Source organism: Streptomyces sp. NPDC002156 (genome assembly GCF_053593675.1).
In genome coordinates, this window is sequence record NZ_JBSFDA010000026.1 from 15,826 (window position 1) to 32,939 (window position 17,114).

The following is a 17,114-nucleotide window of genomic DNA, read 5'->3' on the forward strand; positions in this document are numbered from 1 at the left end:
CGGGCAGCGGTGCGGTGGTACCGACGGACTTGCGGGGGCTGGACGGGTGGGGGCGGGATGAGTTTCTGGGACGACCTGTGGCGCGGCCGGTCGATGGAGTTCGACGCGGGCAGTGCGGCGAGCAACTCCATCGAGCTGACCAAGCGACACCAGCGGGTCTCGCTCACCAGGCAGGGCGCCGCGACCGGACATCTGCGCATCAACCTGTCCTGGCGGATGCGTACGTCGGACATCGGCGGCCCCAAGCGGCAGAGCCTGTGGCGGCACCCCTTCCAGGCCCTGAAGCCGGAGGAGGTCCAGGGGCACACCCAGAGCATGGTGAACGTCGACCTGGACCTGGGGATCCTGTACGAGCTGGCCGACGGCACCAAGGGGGTCGTACAGCCCCTGGGGGGCTTCCTCGGTGACACCAACGCGCCGCCGTACGTGAAGCTGAGCGGGGACGACCGGTTCGGGTCGGCGTCGGGGGAGACGGCGTACGTCAATCTCGATCACCGGGACGAGATCAAGAGGTTGCTGGTCTTCGTCTACATCTATGACCAGACGCCCGCGTTCGATCGGACGCACGCGATCGTCACGCTGTACCCGAGCAACGGGCCGCGGATCGAGATAGGTCTCGACGAGCGGCACTCGCAGGCTCGGTCGTGTGCGGTGGTGATGATCGAGAACGTGAAGAACGAGTTGATCGTTCGGCGGGAAGTGAAGTTCGTCTACGGGTTCCAGGCTGAGCTTGATCGGTTGTACGGGTGGGGGTTGCAGTGGGGGCGGGGATACAAGACCAAGGCTGAGCGGTGAACTTCGGGTGCGGGTCCGCTGTGGCTGGTCGCGCAGTTCCCCGCGCCCCTAAAAGCCTGCCCTCACCGTCCGATGAATTGTGGGCCTTGGGGCGGTAGGTGGAAGTCCGGGGACGGGGAGGCTCCTACCGGGTGGGGGTAGCCGTACGCCGGTTGGTTGGTGTTGGCGTTCGTGCTGGTGGGCTGGGGGTAGCCGTAGGCCGACTGAGGCGGGAGCGTGGGAGGGTGCTGGATCGTCGTGGCCGCCGCGGGGTCCGTTGTCGGGGTCGCCTCGGGGAACGGTTCCTCGGTCGCCGGCGGGTCCTCCACCGAGATACCGAAGTCCGTCGCCAGGCCCTCCAGGCCGTTCGAGTAGCCCTCACCCAGGGCGCGGAACTTCCAGCCCTCGCCGCGGCGGTACAGTTCGCCGCAGATCAGGGCCGTCTCCTCGCCCGTCTCCGGCTTGACGTCGAAGTACGCCAGCGGTTCGCCGTCCGCGACCGTACCGTCGTACAGCAGGATGCGCAGGGAGCGTACGCGGTCGAAGGCGACGCCGTCCGCGGAGGCGACCAGCAGAATCTGTCCGACTCCGGACTCGACACCGGTCAGATCCGTCTGGATCGTGTCGGTCAGGCCCTCGGCCACCCTTTTCTTGCCGAGGCGCCAGACCTTGCCCGAGGGGTGGCGGGGCTGGTTGTAGAAGACGAAGTCCTCGTCGGAGCGCACACGACCGTCGGGGCCGAGGAGCAGCGCCGAAGCGTCGACATCCGGAACCCCCTGCCCGGGCGTCCAGCGCAGCACGGCGCGCACCGTCGTGGCTTCGAGCGGGACGTTCGACCCCTTCAGCATCGCGTGCGTCATGCGGTCATCCTGCCCTCTCGGTCCTGGTCACGACAACGCGGGGGCACCGGTTCCGCGAGTCGGGTCGCGAGTGTTCGCCGCCCGGCTGTGCCCGCACGTGCTTGTCCGCGTTACCTGAACTTCATTCTCAGTGGGAACCCCTGACATGGATCCCTACGTACTATTACCGGCCACCCATCAACACCCGATCCACACTCGACCGGCAGTCCAGCCGCCACGGGGGAGTTCCATGCGTCATTTCGGGCACATCGCCCCTGAGGTACGACAGCGTCTGTTCCACCAGGAGCCGTGCGAGTTCACCGCCGACTCCCCGGCCCGGCTGCTCGCCACGGCCCTCGGGGCCACCCTGTACAGCCCGGCCACCCGCCCGCGCCTCGCCGAGGCCGTCGTCAAACAGGTCGCCCGCGGTGTCGTCTCGATGGTGCTGTGCCTGGAGGACTCGATCGACGACTCGGAGGTCGTGGACGCCGAGGAGAACCTCGTGCGGGAGCTGGGCCTGCTCGCCGAGCGCCCCGACGCCGCCACCGGGCTGCCGCTGCTGTTCGTCAGGGTCCGTACGCCCGAACAGATCCCCGACCTCGTCCAGCGCCTCGGCCCCGCCGCCCGGCTGCTGTCCGGGTTCGTGATGCCGAAGTTCACCGAGGAACGCGGGATGCCGTTCCTGGAGGCCCTCGCCGACGCCGAGGCCGCCAGCGGCCACCGGCTGTTCGGCATGCCCGTGCTGGAATCCCCCGAGCTGCTGTACCGGGAGACGCGCGTAGAAACCCTGGAGGGCATCTCCCGCGCCGTCGACAAGTACCGCGACCGCGTCCTCGCCCTGCGCCTCGGCGTCACCGACTTCTGCTCCTCGTACGGGCTGCGCAGAGCCCCCGACATGACGGCGTACGACGTCCAGGTCGTCGCCTCCGTCATCGCCGACGTCGTCAACATGCTGGGGCGCGCCGACGGCACCGGGTTCACTGTCACCGGGCCCGTCTGGGAGTACTTCCGGGTCCAGGAACGCATGTTCAAGCCGCAGCTGCGCCGCAGCCCCTTCCTGGACGGCCAGGCCGAGGAACTCCGCGAGAAGCTCATCGAGCACGCCATGGACGGACTGCTCCGCGAGATCACCCTCGACCAGGCCAACGGTCTGCTCGGCAAGACCTGCATCCACCCCTCGCACGTACTGCCCGTGCACGCCCTGTCCGTGGTCAGCCACGAGGAGTTCAGCGACGCCCAGGACATCCTGCGGCCCGAGCGCTGCGGCGGAGGTGTGCTGCGGTCGGCGTACACGAACAAGATGAACGAGGTGAAGCCGCACCGCGCCTGGGCCGAGCGGACGCTGCTGCGCGCCGAGGTCTTCGGCGTCGCCAACGAGGACATCGGCTTCGTGGAACTGCTCGCCGCCGGCATCCCCGACTGACCCGTCCGTCTTCCCCCCACCACCATCCACTAGGGACTCATGAACAACGCAGTGCACAACGGGGTCTGGTCCGGCACCTGGGTCGCCGAGCGGCTCGGGGTCGAGCTGGTCGGCGACGCCGAGCTGCGCGAGCTGCTCGGCCTCGCCCTGCGGCGCAACCCCAAGCGGGCGCACCTGCTGGTGTCGAACGTGCTCGGCAAGCACGTCCCGCAGTCCCCGGCCGTCGTCTACGGCCACGGCTTCGCCCTCGGCAGGCGCGTCCGCGAGCTGCTCGGCGCCGACGAGTCCCGGCGCGCGGTCGTCCTCGGGTACGCCGAGACGGCCACCGGGCTCGGCCACTGCGTCGCCGACGGTGTGGGCCTCGCGCCCTACCTCCACTCCACCCGGCGCCCCGTCGACGGCGTCGCCCAGGCGGGCGGCTTCGAGGAGTCCCACTCGCACGCCACGTCCCACCTCCTCCTCCCGGAGAACCCCACCCTGCTGGCCGGCCCCGGCCCCCTGGTCCTAGTCGACGACGAGTTCTCCACCGGCAACACGGTCCTCAACACCATCCGAGCCCTCCACGAGCGCTACCCACGCGAGCGGTACGTCATAGTCGCCCTCGTCGATATGCGCTCGGCCGCCGACGCCGGTCGCCTGGACGAGTTCGCCGACGAGATCGGCGCTCAAGTCGACCTGGTCAGCGCCGCCAACGGAACGGTTCGCCTGCCGGAGGGCGTGCTGGAAAAGGGCCAAGAACTAGTCGAGCGGTACGAAGACCCCCTAGGGGCGCGGGGAACTGCGCGAACGGCCCCCACCGGCCCGCAGCCGCCCCTCAACCAGCCCACCCGAGTCGATCTGCGCTGGCCCCGAGGCATCCCGGACGGCGCCCGCCACGGCTTCACGCCCGGCCACCGAATACGCCTGGACAACGCCCTCCCCGCGATGGCCGCAAGGCTCGCCGAAACCCTCCCGAAAAACGCCCACCGCGTCTTGGTGCTCGGCTTCGAGGAGCTGATGTACGCCCCCCTGCGCCTCGCCCGCGAGCTGGAACAGGTCGCGGAGGGCGTCGAGGTCCGCTACTCGACAACCACCCGCTCACCCGTCCTCGCCGTGGACGACCCGGGCTACGCCATCCGCAGCCGCCTCGTCTTCCCCGCCCACGACGACCCGGCCGACGGCCCCGGCGAGCGCTACGCCTACAACGTGGCCGGCGCCGGCTTCGACGCCGTCGTCGCGGTGGTCGACTCCACCGCCGACACGCCCGAACTCCACGCCCCCGACGGCCTGTTGGCCACGCTCGCCGCGCACACGCCGAACGTCGTGCTCGCCGTCGTCCCCTCGTACGCACCCGCACGCCCGCACGTTTCCGAAAGGCCCGCCATGCTGCCCGAGCCCCTCCGCGGACCCGCGTTCTCCTCGTACCCACCGGACGAGGTCGGCTGGCTGCTGCAGGATCTCTCGGACGTCACCCTGGAGGCGCCCGTCGAGGAGCGCGAGGAGGCCATCCAGGCGGGCGGCGCCCACTACGCCGAGTCGCTGCCGGTCGAGTACCAGCCCAGCGACCAGTACCAGGAGCTGTTCCGCGCCGCCCTCGACACCTCCGCCGCCCGTATCGCGCAGGCCGTCGGCGTCGTGACCGAGCTGGTGCTCGCCGAGCGCTCGCCGCGCCCGGTGCTCGTCTCACTGGCTCGCGCGGGCACCCCGGTCGGCGTGCTCATGCGCCGCTGGGCCAAGTACCGGCACGGGCTCGAACTGCCCCACTACGCCGTCTCCATCGTCCGGGGCCGGGGCATCGACGCCAACGCGCTGCGCTGGCTCGCCGCCCACCACGACCCGGCCGACGTCGTGTTCGTCGACGGCTGGACCGGCAAGGGCGCCATCACCCGCGAACTCGCCGACGCCATCAAGGAGTTCGAGGCGAACGGCGGCGCGACCGGCTTCGACCCGGAGATCGCCGTGCTCGCCGACCCGGGCTCCTGCGTACGGACGTACGGCACCCGGGAGGACTTCCTCATCCCCTCCGCGTGCCTCAACTCGACGGTGTCGGGCCTGATTTCACGGACCGTGCTGCGCGCGGACCTGGTCGGCCCGAACGACTTCCACGGCGCCAAGTTCTACCGCGAACTCGCCGGTGCCGACGTGTCGGTGGACTTCCTGGACGCCATCGAGGCCCGCTTCCCCGTGGCCGCCCTGGAGGTCCTCGCCCTAACGAAGAAACTCCTCGACTCGGACCGCACCCCAACCTGGGAGGGCTGGGCGGCAGTTGAGCGGATCAGCGAGGAGTACGAGATCCACGACGTGAACCTCGTCAAGCCCGGAGTCGGCGAGACCACCCGGGTGCTGCTGCGCCGCGTCCCCTGGAAGATCCTGGCCCGGGCCGGGGCGGGCGCCGACCTCGACCATGTGCGCCTGCTCGCCGAGCAGCGGGGCGTACCGGTCGAGGAGGTGGCCGAACTCCCGTACACCTGCGTGGGGTTGATCCACCCCAAGTACACGCGCGGCGCGACCGGTGCCAACGGCAGGGCGGTGTCGGTATGAGTCCCGTCCTGGTCGCCAGCGATCTCGACCGTACGCTCATCTACTCCGCCGCGGCCCTCGCGCTGACCATGCCGGACGCTCGCGCGCCCCGGCTGCTCTGCGTCGAGGTGCACGAGGCCCGGCCGCTGTCGTACATGACGGAGACGGCCGCCGCACTGCTCACCGAACTCGGCGACGCGGCCGTCTTCGTGCCGACGACCACGCGGACCCGTAAGCAGTACCAGCGGATCAACCTGCCGGGCCCGGCACCGAAGTACGCGATCTGTGCCAACGGCGGGCACATCCTTGTCGACGGTGTCGCCGACGAGGAGTGGCATGCCCAGGTGCAGGCACGGCTCGCGGACGAGTGCGCGTCCCTGGACGAGGTCCGGGACCATCTCGCCGCCACCGCCGATCCGCTCTGGGTGCGTAAGCACCGCGTCGCGGAGGACTTCTTCGCCTACCTTGTCGTCGAGCGTGAGCTGCTGCCCGAGGAGTGGGTGAAGGAGCTGGCGGTGTGGGCGGAGGTGCGTGGCTGGACGGTCTCCTTGCAGGGCCGCAAGATTTACGCCGTGCCGAAGCCGCTCACGAAGAGCGCGGCTATGCGCGAGGTCGCGCGTCGTTCTGGGGCGCTGCGTTCCCTTGCTGCCGGGGACTCTCTCCTTGACGCCGACTTGCTCCTTGCTGCCGATCAGGGCTGGCGGCCGGGGCATGGTGAGTTGGCGGAGACCGAGTGGAACGCCGATACGGTCATCGCGCTTCCCGAGCGAGGGGTTGCTGCGGGGGAGCGGATTCTTCGGGAGTTTCTGCGCGAGGTGCGGTAGCGCTCCGCCGGGGGTGCCGCGAGGGGTTGTTGGGTTGGTGCGGCGCCGTCGTGGCTGGTCGCGCAGTTCCCCGCGCCCCTAGGGGGCGCCCCTGTGCACGGCGTTTTATTCGTACGGCCATGAAGGTGGCCAGCGCCACCGCCGCCCCTGCCAGCACCGCCTTCGAGTATGCCGAGACGAGCACCGTCACCTCTGTCCAGTTGTCGCCCAGTAGGTAGCCCGCGCAGACGAAGGCGGTGTTCCACAGAGCGCTGCCCAGGGTGGTGAGCGTGAGGAAGGTGGGCAGGGGCATGCGTTCCACGCCGGCCGGTACGGAGATCAGGCTGCGGAAGACCGGGATCATCCGGCCGAAGAACACCGCCTTCGTGCCGTGTCGCAGGAACCACGCCTCGGTCTTCTCGATGTCCGTCACCTTGACCAGCGGCAGCCGGGCGGCGAGGGCGACGGTGCGGTCGCGGCCGAGCAGCGCGCCGACCCCGTAGAGCGCGAGCGCGCCGACGACCGAGCCGGCCGTGGTCCAGAGCAGCGCGGCGAGCAGGCTCATCTGTCCCGTGCTCGCCGCGAAACCGGCCAGCGGCAGGATGACCTCGCTGGGCAGCGGCGGGAAGAGGTTCTCCAGCGCGATGGCGAGGCCCGCGCCGGGGGCGCCCAGCGTGTCCATCAGATCGGCGACCCATTGGGGTGCGCCCGGCGTGGCTGTCGTCATGCGGCCACGCTAGGGAACCCGACCTGAAGGGACCCTGAAGGTCCCTGGAGGGCTGGCTCCCTAGGGGGCCGGGTTTCAGCTGCAGCAGCCTCCGCCGCAGCAACCGCCGCCGCCTCCGCCGCTCGCGCGCGGTGCCGGTGCGGAGGCCGAGCCGCCGACTGCCACCGTCGACAGGAGCTTCACCGTGTCGTCGTGGCCGGAGGGGCAGTCCGCGGGGGCGGCCGACTCGGCCATCGGGCGGCTGAGTTCGAAGGTGTCGCCGCAGGTGCGGCAGCGGTACTCGTAGCGAGGCATGCGGACAGGTTAGTCCCCAATTGCTCGCCGTGCGGAGCCCGGTGGTCCCGATCGTGATCCTTTTTGTTCATTCCCCATGTGGAGAACCTGCGAAGATCGCTGATAATTTGTGTGCGCCGCGATGAGCCGTGAGGCCGGGGAATTCGGGGTTTTCGGGGAGTGTCGAGAGGTGTGCGGTGACTCAGGAATCGGGTGAATCGGACGCCACTCTGCAATTGCGGATATCCGTCCCGGGAAGCAGACGTAAAGCCCGATTGGCTCGTAAAGCGGTCCGCAGGTTTTCTCTTCCTTCGCCGAACTATCCGCGGCCCGGCCGTACCGGCTGGCGGCGCTGGATTCCGTCCTGGCGGCAGTGGCTGGGCGGCGCGGTCGCGTCCGTGGGGCTGAGCGTGCTGCTCCTGGGTATCGCCTACGCGGCCACTGACATTCCCGACAACCTCAACTCGTACGCCACCCAGCAGGACAATGTGTACTTCTGGGCCGACGGGACTCCTATGGCCCGTACCGGCTTCGTGCAGCGGCAGGCGATGCCGTTGAACGAAATACCCGAGGACGTCCGCTGGGCGGTGCTCGCTGCCGAGAACGCGAGTTTTTACAGTGATTCCGGCATTTCCGTCAAGGGCATCAGTCGTGCCCTTTTCCGTACCGTCGGCCAGGGTGACACCCAGGGCGGATCCACGATCACCCAGCAGTACGTCAAGAACGTCTACCTCAGCCAGGACCAGACGGTCAGCCGGAAGTTCACCGAGGCGATGATCGCCCTCAAGCTCGACAACCGGATGAGCAAGGACGACATCCTGGAGGGCTACCTCAACACCAGCTGGTTCGGCCGTGGTTGCTACGGCATCCAGCGCGCCGCCCAGGCCTACTACGGCAAGGACGTCAGCGAACTCGACGCCGGCGAGGGCGCGTTCCTCGCCTCCCTGCTCAAGGGCGCCGGACTCTACGACCCGACCCTGAGCAGCGCCAACCGGGCCCGAGCAGTCGAGCGCTGGTCCTGGACCCTCGACCGGATGGTCGACATCGGCAGGCTGACGAAGGCCGAGCGGGCCACGTACACGAAGTTCCCGGAGCCGCTGAAGAGCAACCCGCTGTACGACACCGGTGAGCAGACCGACTACCTGGTGGAAGTGGCCTCGCAGTACGCCAAGAAGGCCGGGGGGATCTCCGACAAGGACTTCGACCTCGGAGGCTTTCAGGTCTACACGACCTTCGACCGCACCCGGGAGCGCAAGCTCGCCGACGCCGTGACCAAGGCCCGCGCGCAGGCCGTCAAGGACGACCCGGACGCCGCGCAGACCGCGCACTACGGGGCCGCCTCGGTCACCGCCGACGGGCGGATCCTCGCGGTCTACGGCGGCCCCGACCACCGTACGCAGGGCTACAACGAGTCCAACTCGACCACCGTGCCCGCCGGTTCGGCCTTCCTGCCGTTCGTGTACGCCGCCGGCCTGGAGCACGGTGTCACCAAGAGCCGGGACGACGAAGCGACACGTGTCACCGGGGAGTCCCTGTACGACGGGAACGACGACGTGCCGGTGACCACCCCCGAGGGCCCCTACTGGGACCGCAGCGGCAAGAAGGTGGCCGCCAGCAACGACGGTGACCTGTCCTACGGCCAGATCTCCCTGCACAGGGCGCTGGAGCTGTCCGTGAACACGCCGTTCATGCAGCTCGGCATGGACACCGGCCTGGACAACGTCCGCGTGACCGCCGAAGCTGCCGGTCTGTTGCCCTCCAGCATCGGGGCGCAGGTGCCCGCGCTGTCGATGGGCACCTCCACGCCCAGCGCGATCCGGATGGCCGGCGGCTACACGACCTTCGTCGCCGGAGGCTTGCGCACCGAGCCTTACTCGGTCCGCAAGGTCACCCGAAACGGCATCGGCGTCCCCCTGGACACCCCCACCCCGACCCGCGCGATCGGCGCCGACGTGGCCGCGGAGGTCACCTCGGCGCTCACCGACGCCTTCCGCACCGCCCACCCCACCGCCGCCGCGTCCACCGACGCGAAGGTGGCCGGGAAGGCGGGCACCACACCGGACGACACCGCCTCCTGGTACGTCGGCACGCACAAGTTCGTGTCCACGGCCGTCGTCGTCTACCGCATCGACCTGGCCAAGAGCCTCGAACCGCTGCCGTTGAAGGGCCTCGCAGGCACCGCCGACGACAGCGTTCCGTACGACATCTGGTCAGGTGCCATGGGCCCGCTCGGCTGACCACCGGCGGGGCCCCCACCCCCCTCGAAATGAGCAGCACATGAGACAACCGTCGGGCCGCCGTCGCAAGGCCCCGGCAACGCCTCCCCCCACCCCCACCACCAGCCGCCCGCGGATCGCGGCGTTCCTGACCGTCGCGTCCCTGACGCTCGCGTCACTGACCGCCGCGTATCTGACGCTGGGCCGCACCGACCGCACCGCACCGACCGCCACCGTGGGGCACGGGGGAACCGTGAAAGCCTCCGCGAAGGCGACCGAAGAACCGAAGTGGGACGGCAGGACCAAGGTCCTGGGGGACGGTTCCACCTCGTACACCGGGCCGCAGCAGGGCCGGTTGAAGCCGGTACCGCTCAAGCCCGGTGAGAAACCACCCCAGTTCGTCGTCTTCTCCTGGGACGGCGCGCTGGCGGGCGACGACGAACTCTTCGCCCACTACCTGGAGTTGTCCGAGAAGTACGACGCCCATATGACGTACTTCCTCACGGGCATCTACCTGCTGCCCAAGAGCAAGGCCGACCTCTACCGGCCCCCGCAGCACCCCGAGGGCTCGGCGGCGATCAGCTTCCCCACCGACGACCACATCCGCACCACCCTCGACAAGCTCGGCAGGGCGTGGCAGGCGGGCAACGAGATCGGCACCCACTTCAACGGCCACTTCTGCGGTGAGAAGGGCGGCGGCGACTGGAGCGTCACCGAGTGGAAGAGCGAGATCGACCAGTTCTTCTCCTTCGTGGAGAACTGGAAGACCAACACCGGCTACACCGACCTCGACCCGCTGCCGTTCGACGTCAAGGAGGAGGTCACCGGCGGGCGCGCGCCCTGTCTGGAGGGCCAGGCGAACCTGCTGAAGGCCGCCGAGAGCTACGGCTGGCGCTACGACGCCAGTTCCGCCGGTGACTTCCAGATCTGGCCGGCGAAGAAGAACGGCATCTGGGACTTCCCGCTGCAGATGCTCCCGTACGAGGGAGGCAACTACCAGGGCCTGTCCATGGACTTCAACTTCCTCTACAACCAGTCCGACGGCGAGACCGACGGCGCCCCGGCCAACTATCCGCAGTGGCAGCAGGAGACCGTCGACGCCTACATGGCCGGCTTCGACCGCGTGTACTACGGCAGCCGCGCCCCGCTTTTCATCGGCAACCACTTCGAGGAGTGGAACGGCGGGATCTACATGAAGGCCGTCGACGAGGTCATGGCGACCATGTGCACGAAGGCGGACGTCAAGTGCGTCTCCTTCAAGGAACTCGCCGACTGGCTCGACGTACAGACCCCGGCGACCCTGGAGCGGCTGCGCGGCCTGGACCCGGCGCAGTCGCCGGACTGGTCGACGGTTGTCAAGTGACGGTCCGTCAATTCCCTTACGGGTAAAGGGTATCCCCGTTCACGGGACCTTCACAGGGCATGCAAAAATTCCACGACCCGGCATCCCCCATTGCCGGGCAAGAGGGGAAACATTCGTGAAGTCAAGGAACATGGGCCGTACGCGCGGTCGCGCCGCGATAGTCGTCGCGGCGGCTGCCTCGGCCGCCGTGGGAGCGGCACTGCTGCCGGCCGGAAGCGCGAGCGCGGCGGACCAGCAGGTGGACCAGCAGACCAGGGCCACCTTCCAGCGTCTGGCCGACGCGGTCCTCACCGACCGTACGGACGCGCTGGTCGACGGCGCGCAGGGTGACCGAAAGGAGCCGCTGACCAACGGCTTCTCCGGTGACGTCCGGCTGTCCGCCGCACTGGCCCGCAGCGAGGGTGCCGCACTGTCCTCGCTGGAGGTGCGCAAGGACCGTCTCGCCGCACTCGGCGAGAGGTACAGCAAGGCCGACATCGCCGTCACCCTGGACAGCACCCGCCTCCAGGGCGGCAAGGCCGAGGTCGAGGTCACCGAGACCACGACCCTGACCTACGAGAAGGTCCGCGGCGACGAACCGGCGACCACCGGCTTCCAGGCACACCACCGGCTGACGTTCACCGCCGACACGCGCGGCGACTGGCAGCTCACGGGCATCCGGGGCACGGATGTGGCCGCCGGTGCGGCAGTGAACCAGCCGTCGGTCGCCGCCACCGTCGCCACGGTGGCCGCCGCCGACGACACCATGCCCAACGCCCCCCGCGCGGCCACCACCCGCCCGGCCCCGGCCAAGCCCAAGACCCTCACCGGTGGCACCTTCGACTACAAGGCGATGGCCACCTACGCCGAGAAGTACTGGAGCACCTACAACCCCGACTACCCGAACTTCAACGGGCACGGCGCCGGCGGCGACTGCACCAACTTCGTCAGCCAGTCCCTGAAGGCAGGCGGCTGGAAGCACGCCCCCGGCTACGTCTACGACTACACCAAGTGGTTCGGCAACGCCGAGATCCAGTCGGACTCGTTCGTCGGCGTCAACGAGTGGTCCTGGTTCGCCCAGAACTCCAAGCGGACCACGAGCCTTGCGAACGTCTTCCAGATGGACGTCGGTGACGTCCTCCAGATGGACTTCGAGCGGGACGGCTCCAAGGACCACACGATGATCGTCACGTACCGCGACGCCCAGGGCGTGCCGTACCTGACCTACCACTCGGCCAACACCTACCGCAGGTCGCTGACGAGCATCATCGCCTCGGAACCGAACGCCTGGTACTACGCCTACCGCACCTGACAGACCCGGTCCCGCCGCTCCGGCCCTTCACCGGTCCGGGGCGGCGGGCCTCCCTGCCTTTGCATACGCACTCAGTGGGCGGTGGTCCCGCGTTCCTCCCGGATCCGGGTCACCACACCGGCCACCGCCTGCCGCACGGCCTCCGTCTCCGTCAGGAAGTGCCAGTAGTCGGGATGCCGCCCCTCCAGCGAGGCGATCGCCCGCTCCAGCCGGGCCACCGACTCGTCCAGCGGGCGGGCGTCCCGGGGATCCGGCGTGTTGCGCCCCGACATGGCCAGCCGCTGGGCGTCCCGGATCGCGAAGCGCGTACGGTCGATCTCGCCCTGCGGGTCCTTCTGTACGGCGTTCAGCCGCCGCAGCCGCTCCCCGGCCGCCGACACCGCCTCGTCGGTGGTGTTCAGCAGCGCCCGCACCGTCGACAGCAGCGCCGTCGCGTCCGGCCAGCGCTGGGCGTCCCGCGCCGCCTGCGCCTCCTTCAGCTTCGCCTCGGCCTGCCGCACATGGTCCGTGGCCTGCTCCGGCACGAGCTGGAGGTCCTGCCAGCACGCCGCCGAGAACCGCCGCCGCAGCTCACTGAGCACCGGCTGCACCTGCCCCGACCGGGTGGTCAGCGCCTCGGCCCGGGTACGCAGCGACACCAGCCGGTGATCGATCTCGGCCGCCCGCTCCGGCAGCCGCTCCGCCTCCGCCCGCACCGCCTCCGCCTCACGCGCGACCCGGTCGGCCCGCTCCAGCGTGTCCGGTACGCCGTGCTGCCCCGCGCCCTGGTTCAGCCGCGTCAGCTCGGGCCCGAGGGCGGCGAGCCGGGCGGCCAGATCGTCCGCCCGCAGCCCCGATCCCCGTACCGCGTCCAGGGCGTTCGACGCGGCCAGCAGGGACTGGCGGGCGCGCTCCACGGAGGGCGCGAGCCGGGCCAGCTGGGTCTCGGCCTTGCCGAGCAGCGGCCCGAGCCCGTCCGCGAAGCGGTCCAGGTCCTGCTTGACCCGCCCCAGCTCCTCCTTGGCCCGGGTCAGCTCGGCACGGGCGTGGGTGGCGGCCGAGGCCTCCAGGTCGTCGCGGTCGAGATCGTGTGCGTCGATGGCGGTGATGTACTGCCCGCTGGCCTCGTCGATCCGCCGCCCGAGCCCCTCGAAGTCGGCGACGGCACGCCGGGCGGCGGGGGTGGCGTCGACGGCCTTGATGGTCTCTATCGAGATCCGCAGATCCCGCTGGGCGGTGTCCAGTTCGTAGAAGGCAGCGGCAGCGGCGTCCTTCGCGGCCTGCGCCTCGGCCCGCTGGCTCTCGGCCCGCCCGCCGAACCACCGCCGAGTACCACCCCCGGCGAAGGCGGCGGGCACGGCGAGCAGCAGCGGCAACGGCAGCAGTACGAGCGTCAGCGCGTCCCGGGCGGCGGCGCGCACGCCGGAGCGGCGGGCCTCGGGCGAGCGGTGCGGTGCGGCGTTCTCCGGCGGGTGGGGCGGGTGGGGCGACTGGTGCGCGCGTGACGCAAGCGGCGCAATCGGCGTGTACGGCTCAGAAGTGGTCGCCGTCACATCCCTCTCCCGTGCTGTGATCTGCCCTGCCCGGTTCATTCTCCCACCGGTTGAGGACGAACACACGGCCCGGTCGGTTCGCGCTGCGCGTACCCGGTCGTACACCGGGGTGCGCACCGGGCCACCGCGAGGCCTACTCGCCTGCGGCCCGCACCCGTATGCTCCCGTCCTGCGTCTTCGCGGACACCACATGCGTACTGCGCTCGTCGCGTGGTACGGACACCTTCACGGAGCCGTCGTCGGAGTCCGCCGTCACGCGGTACGTCTCCCGGGGCAGCTCGATCGTGAGCGAGCCGTCGTCGCTGCTCGACTCGACCAGGTCCGGTACGGAGGCCAGTTCGAGTCGCACCGAGCCGTCCTCCGAGTGCGCCCGCACCTGCCGGGAGCGCACATCGAGGGCGCGGATCGAACCGTCGTCGGTGTACAGCTTCAGCGGCCCGGTGGAGTCCTCGACGGTGACGGAGCCGTCCTCGGAGCGGATGTCCAGGGCCTGGTCGAAGCCGCGCGCGGTGACCTTCCCGTCCCCGTTCCGCACGACCACGGAGACCCCGCGCGGGACCTCGATCCGGTGCTTGGCGGAGCAGTCGGCGACCACGCCCGAGCACTTCACCCGCAGCTTCAGCCGGTCGTCCTTCATGGACCAGGACACCTTGGGATCCTTGCCGAGGGCCACGGAGCCCTGGAACCAACGGGTGACCTCTATCCGGCCCGACTTGTTCGCGTCGGCGGTGACGATGTCGAGCGCGGAGTCGTTCGAGTCGACGGTGAGCGTGCGCCCCTGCAGGGCGAAGGAACGCTGCTCCGGATCCTTGTCGTCTCCCGCGGAGGCACAGGCCGAAGCGGTGACGACGAGCGCGGCGACGACGCCGGTGACGGCGATGGCACGGGTGCGCTGAACTGCTGATCGGGCCATGGTCCTTCTCCCCCTGAGACGGACGCGGGGCCGGTGATCGGCGATCGGTGGAGCCGGCCCTACGACACCCTTCGACCGTACGGAGCGGGCGCCCACCGGGGCATCCGGGACGCTCCCCGATCCATGCGGGGGAAAACCCCCGAATCCGAGCCCCGGGATCTCAGGGTCGGTTACGGGTTTGCGAGGCAGTGCCCCGGGCAATGTAGGCTGACGACTCGTCCTGGGCGCGTAGCTCAGTGGTAGAGCGCCGCCCTTACAAGGCGGATGTCGGCGGTTCGAAACCGTCCGCGCCCACCAGGATCAAAGTGAGAGGCCCCCCGGCGGTTCCGCCGGGGGGCCTCTTCGTGTGGCGGGTGTGGCGGGTGTGGTGAACGCGACCTTCGGATCGGCCCCTCGCACCCGCCGGTTATCGTGAGCGGCAGTGCCGGTGGGATCAGAGGGGTTGCCGTGTCGCACGTGTCGGACGAGGGACGGCTCATCGCCGGGCGGTACCGGCTGACCGAGCAGATCGGCCGTGGCGGCATGGGCACGGTCTGGCTGGCCGCCGACGAGATGCTCAACCGCCGGGTCGCGCTCAAGCGGCTGCACGAGGACTCGCGGTTCGCCGACGACGAGCTGGCCCTGATGTACGAGCGCACCCGCCGAGAGGCGCAGAGCGCGGCCCGGATCGCGCACCCGAACGTGGTCGTCGTCCATGACGTCGTCGAGGACGACGGGCTGCCCTGCATCGTGATGGAGTACGTCCCTTCCACCACCCTGGGCGCCCTGCTCAAGAGCGGCGGAACCGTTTCGCCCGAGGAGGCCGCCAGGGTCGGCCGGGGCATGGTCGGCGCGCTGCGGGCCGCTCACGAGGCAGGCGTACTGCACCGTGACGTCAAGCCGGGCAACGTCCTGCTCACCGAGGGCGGCCGGGTCGTCCTCACCGACTTCGGCATCGCCACCGCGACCGGGACCAGCACCCTCACCCGGACCGGCGAGATCGTCGGCTCCATCGACTACATGGCACCGGAGCGCATCCAGGGCGACACCCCCGGTCCCGCCTCCGATCTCTGGGCGCTCGGCGCGACCCTCTACCAGGCGGTGGAGGGACAGCCGCCGTTCCGCAGGCTGACGCCGGTCGAGACGGCGTACTCCATCGTCACCGCCCCCGTGGAGCCGATGAAGCAGGCCGGACCGCTGGAGCCGCTGATCACGGCCCTGCTGGCCAAGGACCCGGCCGAGCGGCCCTCGGCGGAGGAGACGGAACTGGCGCTGCGGGCGGTCACCGAGGACACGGAGCCGCGCGCGTGGACGGCATCCGGTCCGATGTCGATACCGGGAGGGGGCCCGGATCCCGACCGTACCGGCGGCACCCGGAGGCGGACCGGCACCGGAAAGGCGGCCCCCGTACCGCCCCGCAAGGGGCGCGGTCGCCGCACCGTCCTCTGGAGCGCGGTCGCCGTGATCCTGGTCGCCGGGGCCACGGCGGGCGGCCTCCACTACCTGAACTCACCCGGCGACGACGGCACGCGGAGCGCGGGTTCGGCGACGAGCCCCACCCCGACGTACGCGCCCTCGCCCGTCCCCGACGGCTATCACCTGGTCACGGAGAAGGCGCTCGGCGTCGCCTTCCCGGTGCCGGACGGCTGGACGCTGAGCAAGCGGACGTCCGGCGACGTCGTCTACATCGACGAGACCCGGCTGGTCGGCCTCACCATCGGCATAGTCGACCCCGCGGGCGACGCCCTGGCGCACTTCAAGGACATCGAGGCGAACACGAAGATCAACTATCCCGGGGGCAAGTACCGCAAGCTCTACATGCAGCGCACGACGTACCGGGGCCAGAAGGGCGCCATCTGGGAGTTCACCTTCCGGGGCCGGGAGCGCGTCTTCCACGCCATCAACCTCGGCTTCGGGCAGGAGGGCGGCCGGGAGTACGACATCTACGTCTCCGCGCCCGAGAAGCAGTGGGACACCTACCGGCCGGTCTTCGACCGGGTGCGGGAAGGTTTCCGCACCACCTCCTGAGGAGCACTCACCTCCTGAGGGTCACTCACCGCGCTCTTCGCGGTCCTCCCTCTCTTCGTGCGCGTGCTTGAGCCGCGTGCGGGCGTCCACCCGGTCCGGTCCCGTGACCTCGGCCCAGAAGCGGTGGCCGCTCACGAACACCGCCAGCTCGTGTTCCCGGCGCCGGAGTTTCTCCACCTCGGCCTGTTCGTCGGCCGTCCAGCCCGGTGACGCGGGGCGCTCCACCTTGCGCCAGCCGCCGGTGTCACTGAAACCGTCCAGCGGCTCGACCGACCAGGGGAGCCGCTTCAGCAGGGTCGACAGCTCGGCCCGGACCTGATGCAGCTCCTCCTGGCCCGCCAGGAGGTCACTCGGGAAGTCATAGGTCGTCGCCACGCGGCAATGGTACGCCTGTTCGATTTTGGGATGCGAGTTCCTTCGGGGACTTCCTCCTCTCCTTCACTCGGACGGGTTC

14 protein-coding genes and 1 tRNA gene are annotated in these 17,114 nt (G+C 70.0%); 9 read left to right on the forward strand and 6 right to left on the reverse strand.

From position 1 onward, the window contains the following. Positions 1 to 57: 57 nt before the first annotated feature. On the forward strand, positions 58 to 795 hold the full coding sequence (locus tag ACWCRB_RS13960) for a TerD family protein (RefSeq protein WP_235479455.1): 738 nt from the start codon (positions 58 to 60) through the stop codon (positions 793 to 795). A 62-nt stretch (positions 796 to 857) separates the two neighbouring features. On the opposite strand, the gene ACWCRB_RS13965 is transcribed toward ACWCRB_RS13960, so the two are convergent. Beyond that, positions 858 to 1,634 (reverse strand): TerD family protein, encoded by a 777-nt coding sequence (locus ACWCRB_RS13965; protein ID WP_450996252.1) that lies wholly within the window; start codon positions 1,632 to 1,634, stop codon positions 858 to 860. A gap of 229 nt (positions 1,635 to 1,863) precedes the next feature. On the opposite strand from ACWCRB_RS13965, the gene ACWCRB_RS13970 reads away from it, so the two are divergent. The 3 genes from ACWCRB_RS13970 to ACWCRB_RS13980 are packed head-to-tail and all read left to right on the forward strand — an operon-like array spanning position 1,864 to position 6,359. Next, positions 1,864 to 3,036 (forward strand): HpcH/HpaI aldolase/citrate lyase family protein, encoded by a 1,173-nt coding sequence (locus ACWCRB_RS13970; protein ID WP_450996253.1) that lies wholly within the window; start codon positions 1,864 to 1,866, stop codon positions 3,034 to 3,036. A 39-nt stretch (positions 3,037 to 3,075) separates the two neighbouring features. Next, entirely contained in the window at positions 3,076 to 5,556 is a 2,481-nt protein-coding gene (locus tag ACWCRB_RS13975; RefSeq protein ID WP_450996254.1) for a phosphoribosyltransferase, read from the forward strand. Beyond that, on the forward strand, positions 5,553 to 6,359 hold the full coding sequence (locus ACWCRB_RS13980; RefSeq protein ID WP_450996255.1) for an HAD family hydrolase: 807 nt from the start codon (positions 5,553 to 5,555) through the stop codon (positions 6,357 to 6,359). Before ACWCRB_RS13975 ends, ACWCRB_RS13980 begins: the two co-directional genes overlap by 4 nt. On the opposite strand, the gene ACWCRB_RS13985 is transcribed toward ACWCRB_RS13980, so the two are convergent. Both ACWCRB_RS13985 and ACWCRB_RS13990 read right to left on the reverse strand, forming a co-directional pair. Continuing rightward, positions 6,286 to 7,065 (reverse strand): DedA family protein, encoded by a 780-nt coding sequence (locus ACWCRB_RS13985; RefSeq protein WP_450996256.1) that lies wholly within the window; start codon positions 7,063 to 7,065, stop codon positions 6,286 to 6,288. The genes ACWCRB_RS13980 and ACWCRB_RS13985 overlap by 74 nt on opposite strands. A 75-nt stretch (positions 7,066 to 7,140) precedes the next feature. Beyond that, a complete protein-coding gene (locus ACWCRB_RS13990) occupies positions 7,141 to 7,359 on the reverse strand; it encodes an FmdB family zinc ribbon protein (RefSeq protein WP_235479460.1) in 219 nt (72 codons plus the stop codon). Between the two features lie 254 nt (positions 7,360 to 7,613). Between ACWCRB_RS13990 and ACWCRB_RS13995 the strand changes: the two genes are divergently transcribed. From ACWCRB_RS13995 to ACWCRB_RS14005, 3 genes are all read left to right on the forward strand, one after another. Next, positions 7,614 to 9,575 carry a transglycosylase domain-containing protein gene (locus ACWCRB_RS13995; protein ID WP_450996257.1) on the forward strand — a complete coding sequence of 654 codons (1,962 nt, stop codon included), beginning with the start codon at positions 7,614 to 7,616 and terminating at the stop codon, positions 9,573 to 9,575. A 40-nt stretch (positions 9,576 to 9,615) separates the two neighbouring features. After that, a complete protein-coding gene (locus tag ACWCRB_RS14000) occupies positions 9,616 to 10,917 on the forward strand; it encodes a hypothetical protein (RefSeq protein WP_450996258.1) in 1,302 nt (433 codons plus the stop codon). A 115-nt stretch (positions 10,918 to 11,032) separates the two neighbouring features. Beyond that, entirely contained in the window at positions 11,033 to 12,208 is a 1,176-nt protein-coding gene (locus tag ACWCRB_RS14005; RefSeq protein WP_450996259.1) for an amidase domain-containing protein, read from the forward strand. A 71-nt stretch (positions 12,209 to 12,279) separates the two neighbouring features. On the opposite strand, the gene ACWCRB_RS14010 is transcribed toward ACWCRB_RS14005, so the two are convergent. Next, complete coding sequence (locus ACWCRB_RS14010) at positions 12,280 to 13,740, reverse strand: hypothetical protein (protein ID WP_450996260.1); 1,461 nt, start codon at positions 13,738 to 13,740, stop codon at positions 12,280 to 12,282. Between the two features lie 133 nt (positions 13,741 to 13,873). Next, positions 13,874 to 14,653 carry a DUF4097 family beta strand repeat-containing protein gene (locus tag ACWCRB_RS14015; protein WP_450996261.1) on the reverse strand — a complete coding sequence of 260 codons (780 nt, stop codon included), beginning with the start codon at positions 14,651 to 14,653 and terminating at the stop codon, positions 13,874 to 13,876. 222 nt (positions 14,654 to 14,875) lie between these two features. On the opposite strand from ACWCRB_RS14015, the gene ACWCRB_RS14020 reads away from it, so the two are divergent. Beyond that, positions 14,876 to 14,950: transfer RNA gene (locus ACWCRB_RS14020), tRNA-Val, on the forward strand. Positions 14,951 to 15,109: 159 nt separating this feature from the next. Next, positions 15,110 to 16,660: a serine/threonine-protein kinase gene (locus tag ACWCRB_RS14025; protein ID WP_450996298.1), complete on the forward strand. Its 1,551-nt coding sequence runs from the start codon at positions 15,110 to 15,112 to the stop codon at positions 16,658 to 16,660. A 21-nt stretch (positions 16,661 to 16,681) separates the two neighbouring features. Here ACWCRB_RS14025 and ACWCRB_RS14030 read toward each other — a convergent pair whose 3' ends face one another. Beyond that, positions 16,682 to 17,035, reverse strand: a complete 354-nt coding sequence (locus ACWCRB_RS14030; RefSeq protein ID WP_235479466.1) for a hypothetical protein — start codon at positions 17,033 to 17,035, stop codon at positions 16,682 to 16,684. Positions 17,036 to 17,114: the final 79 nt, after the last annotated feature.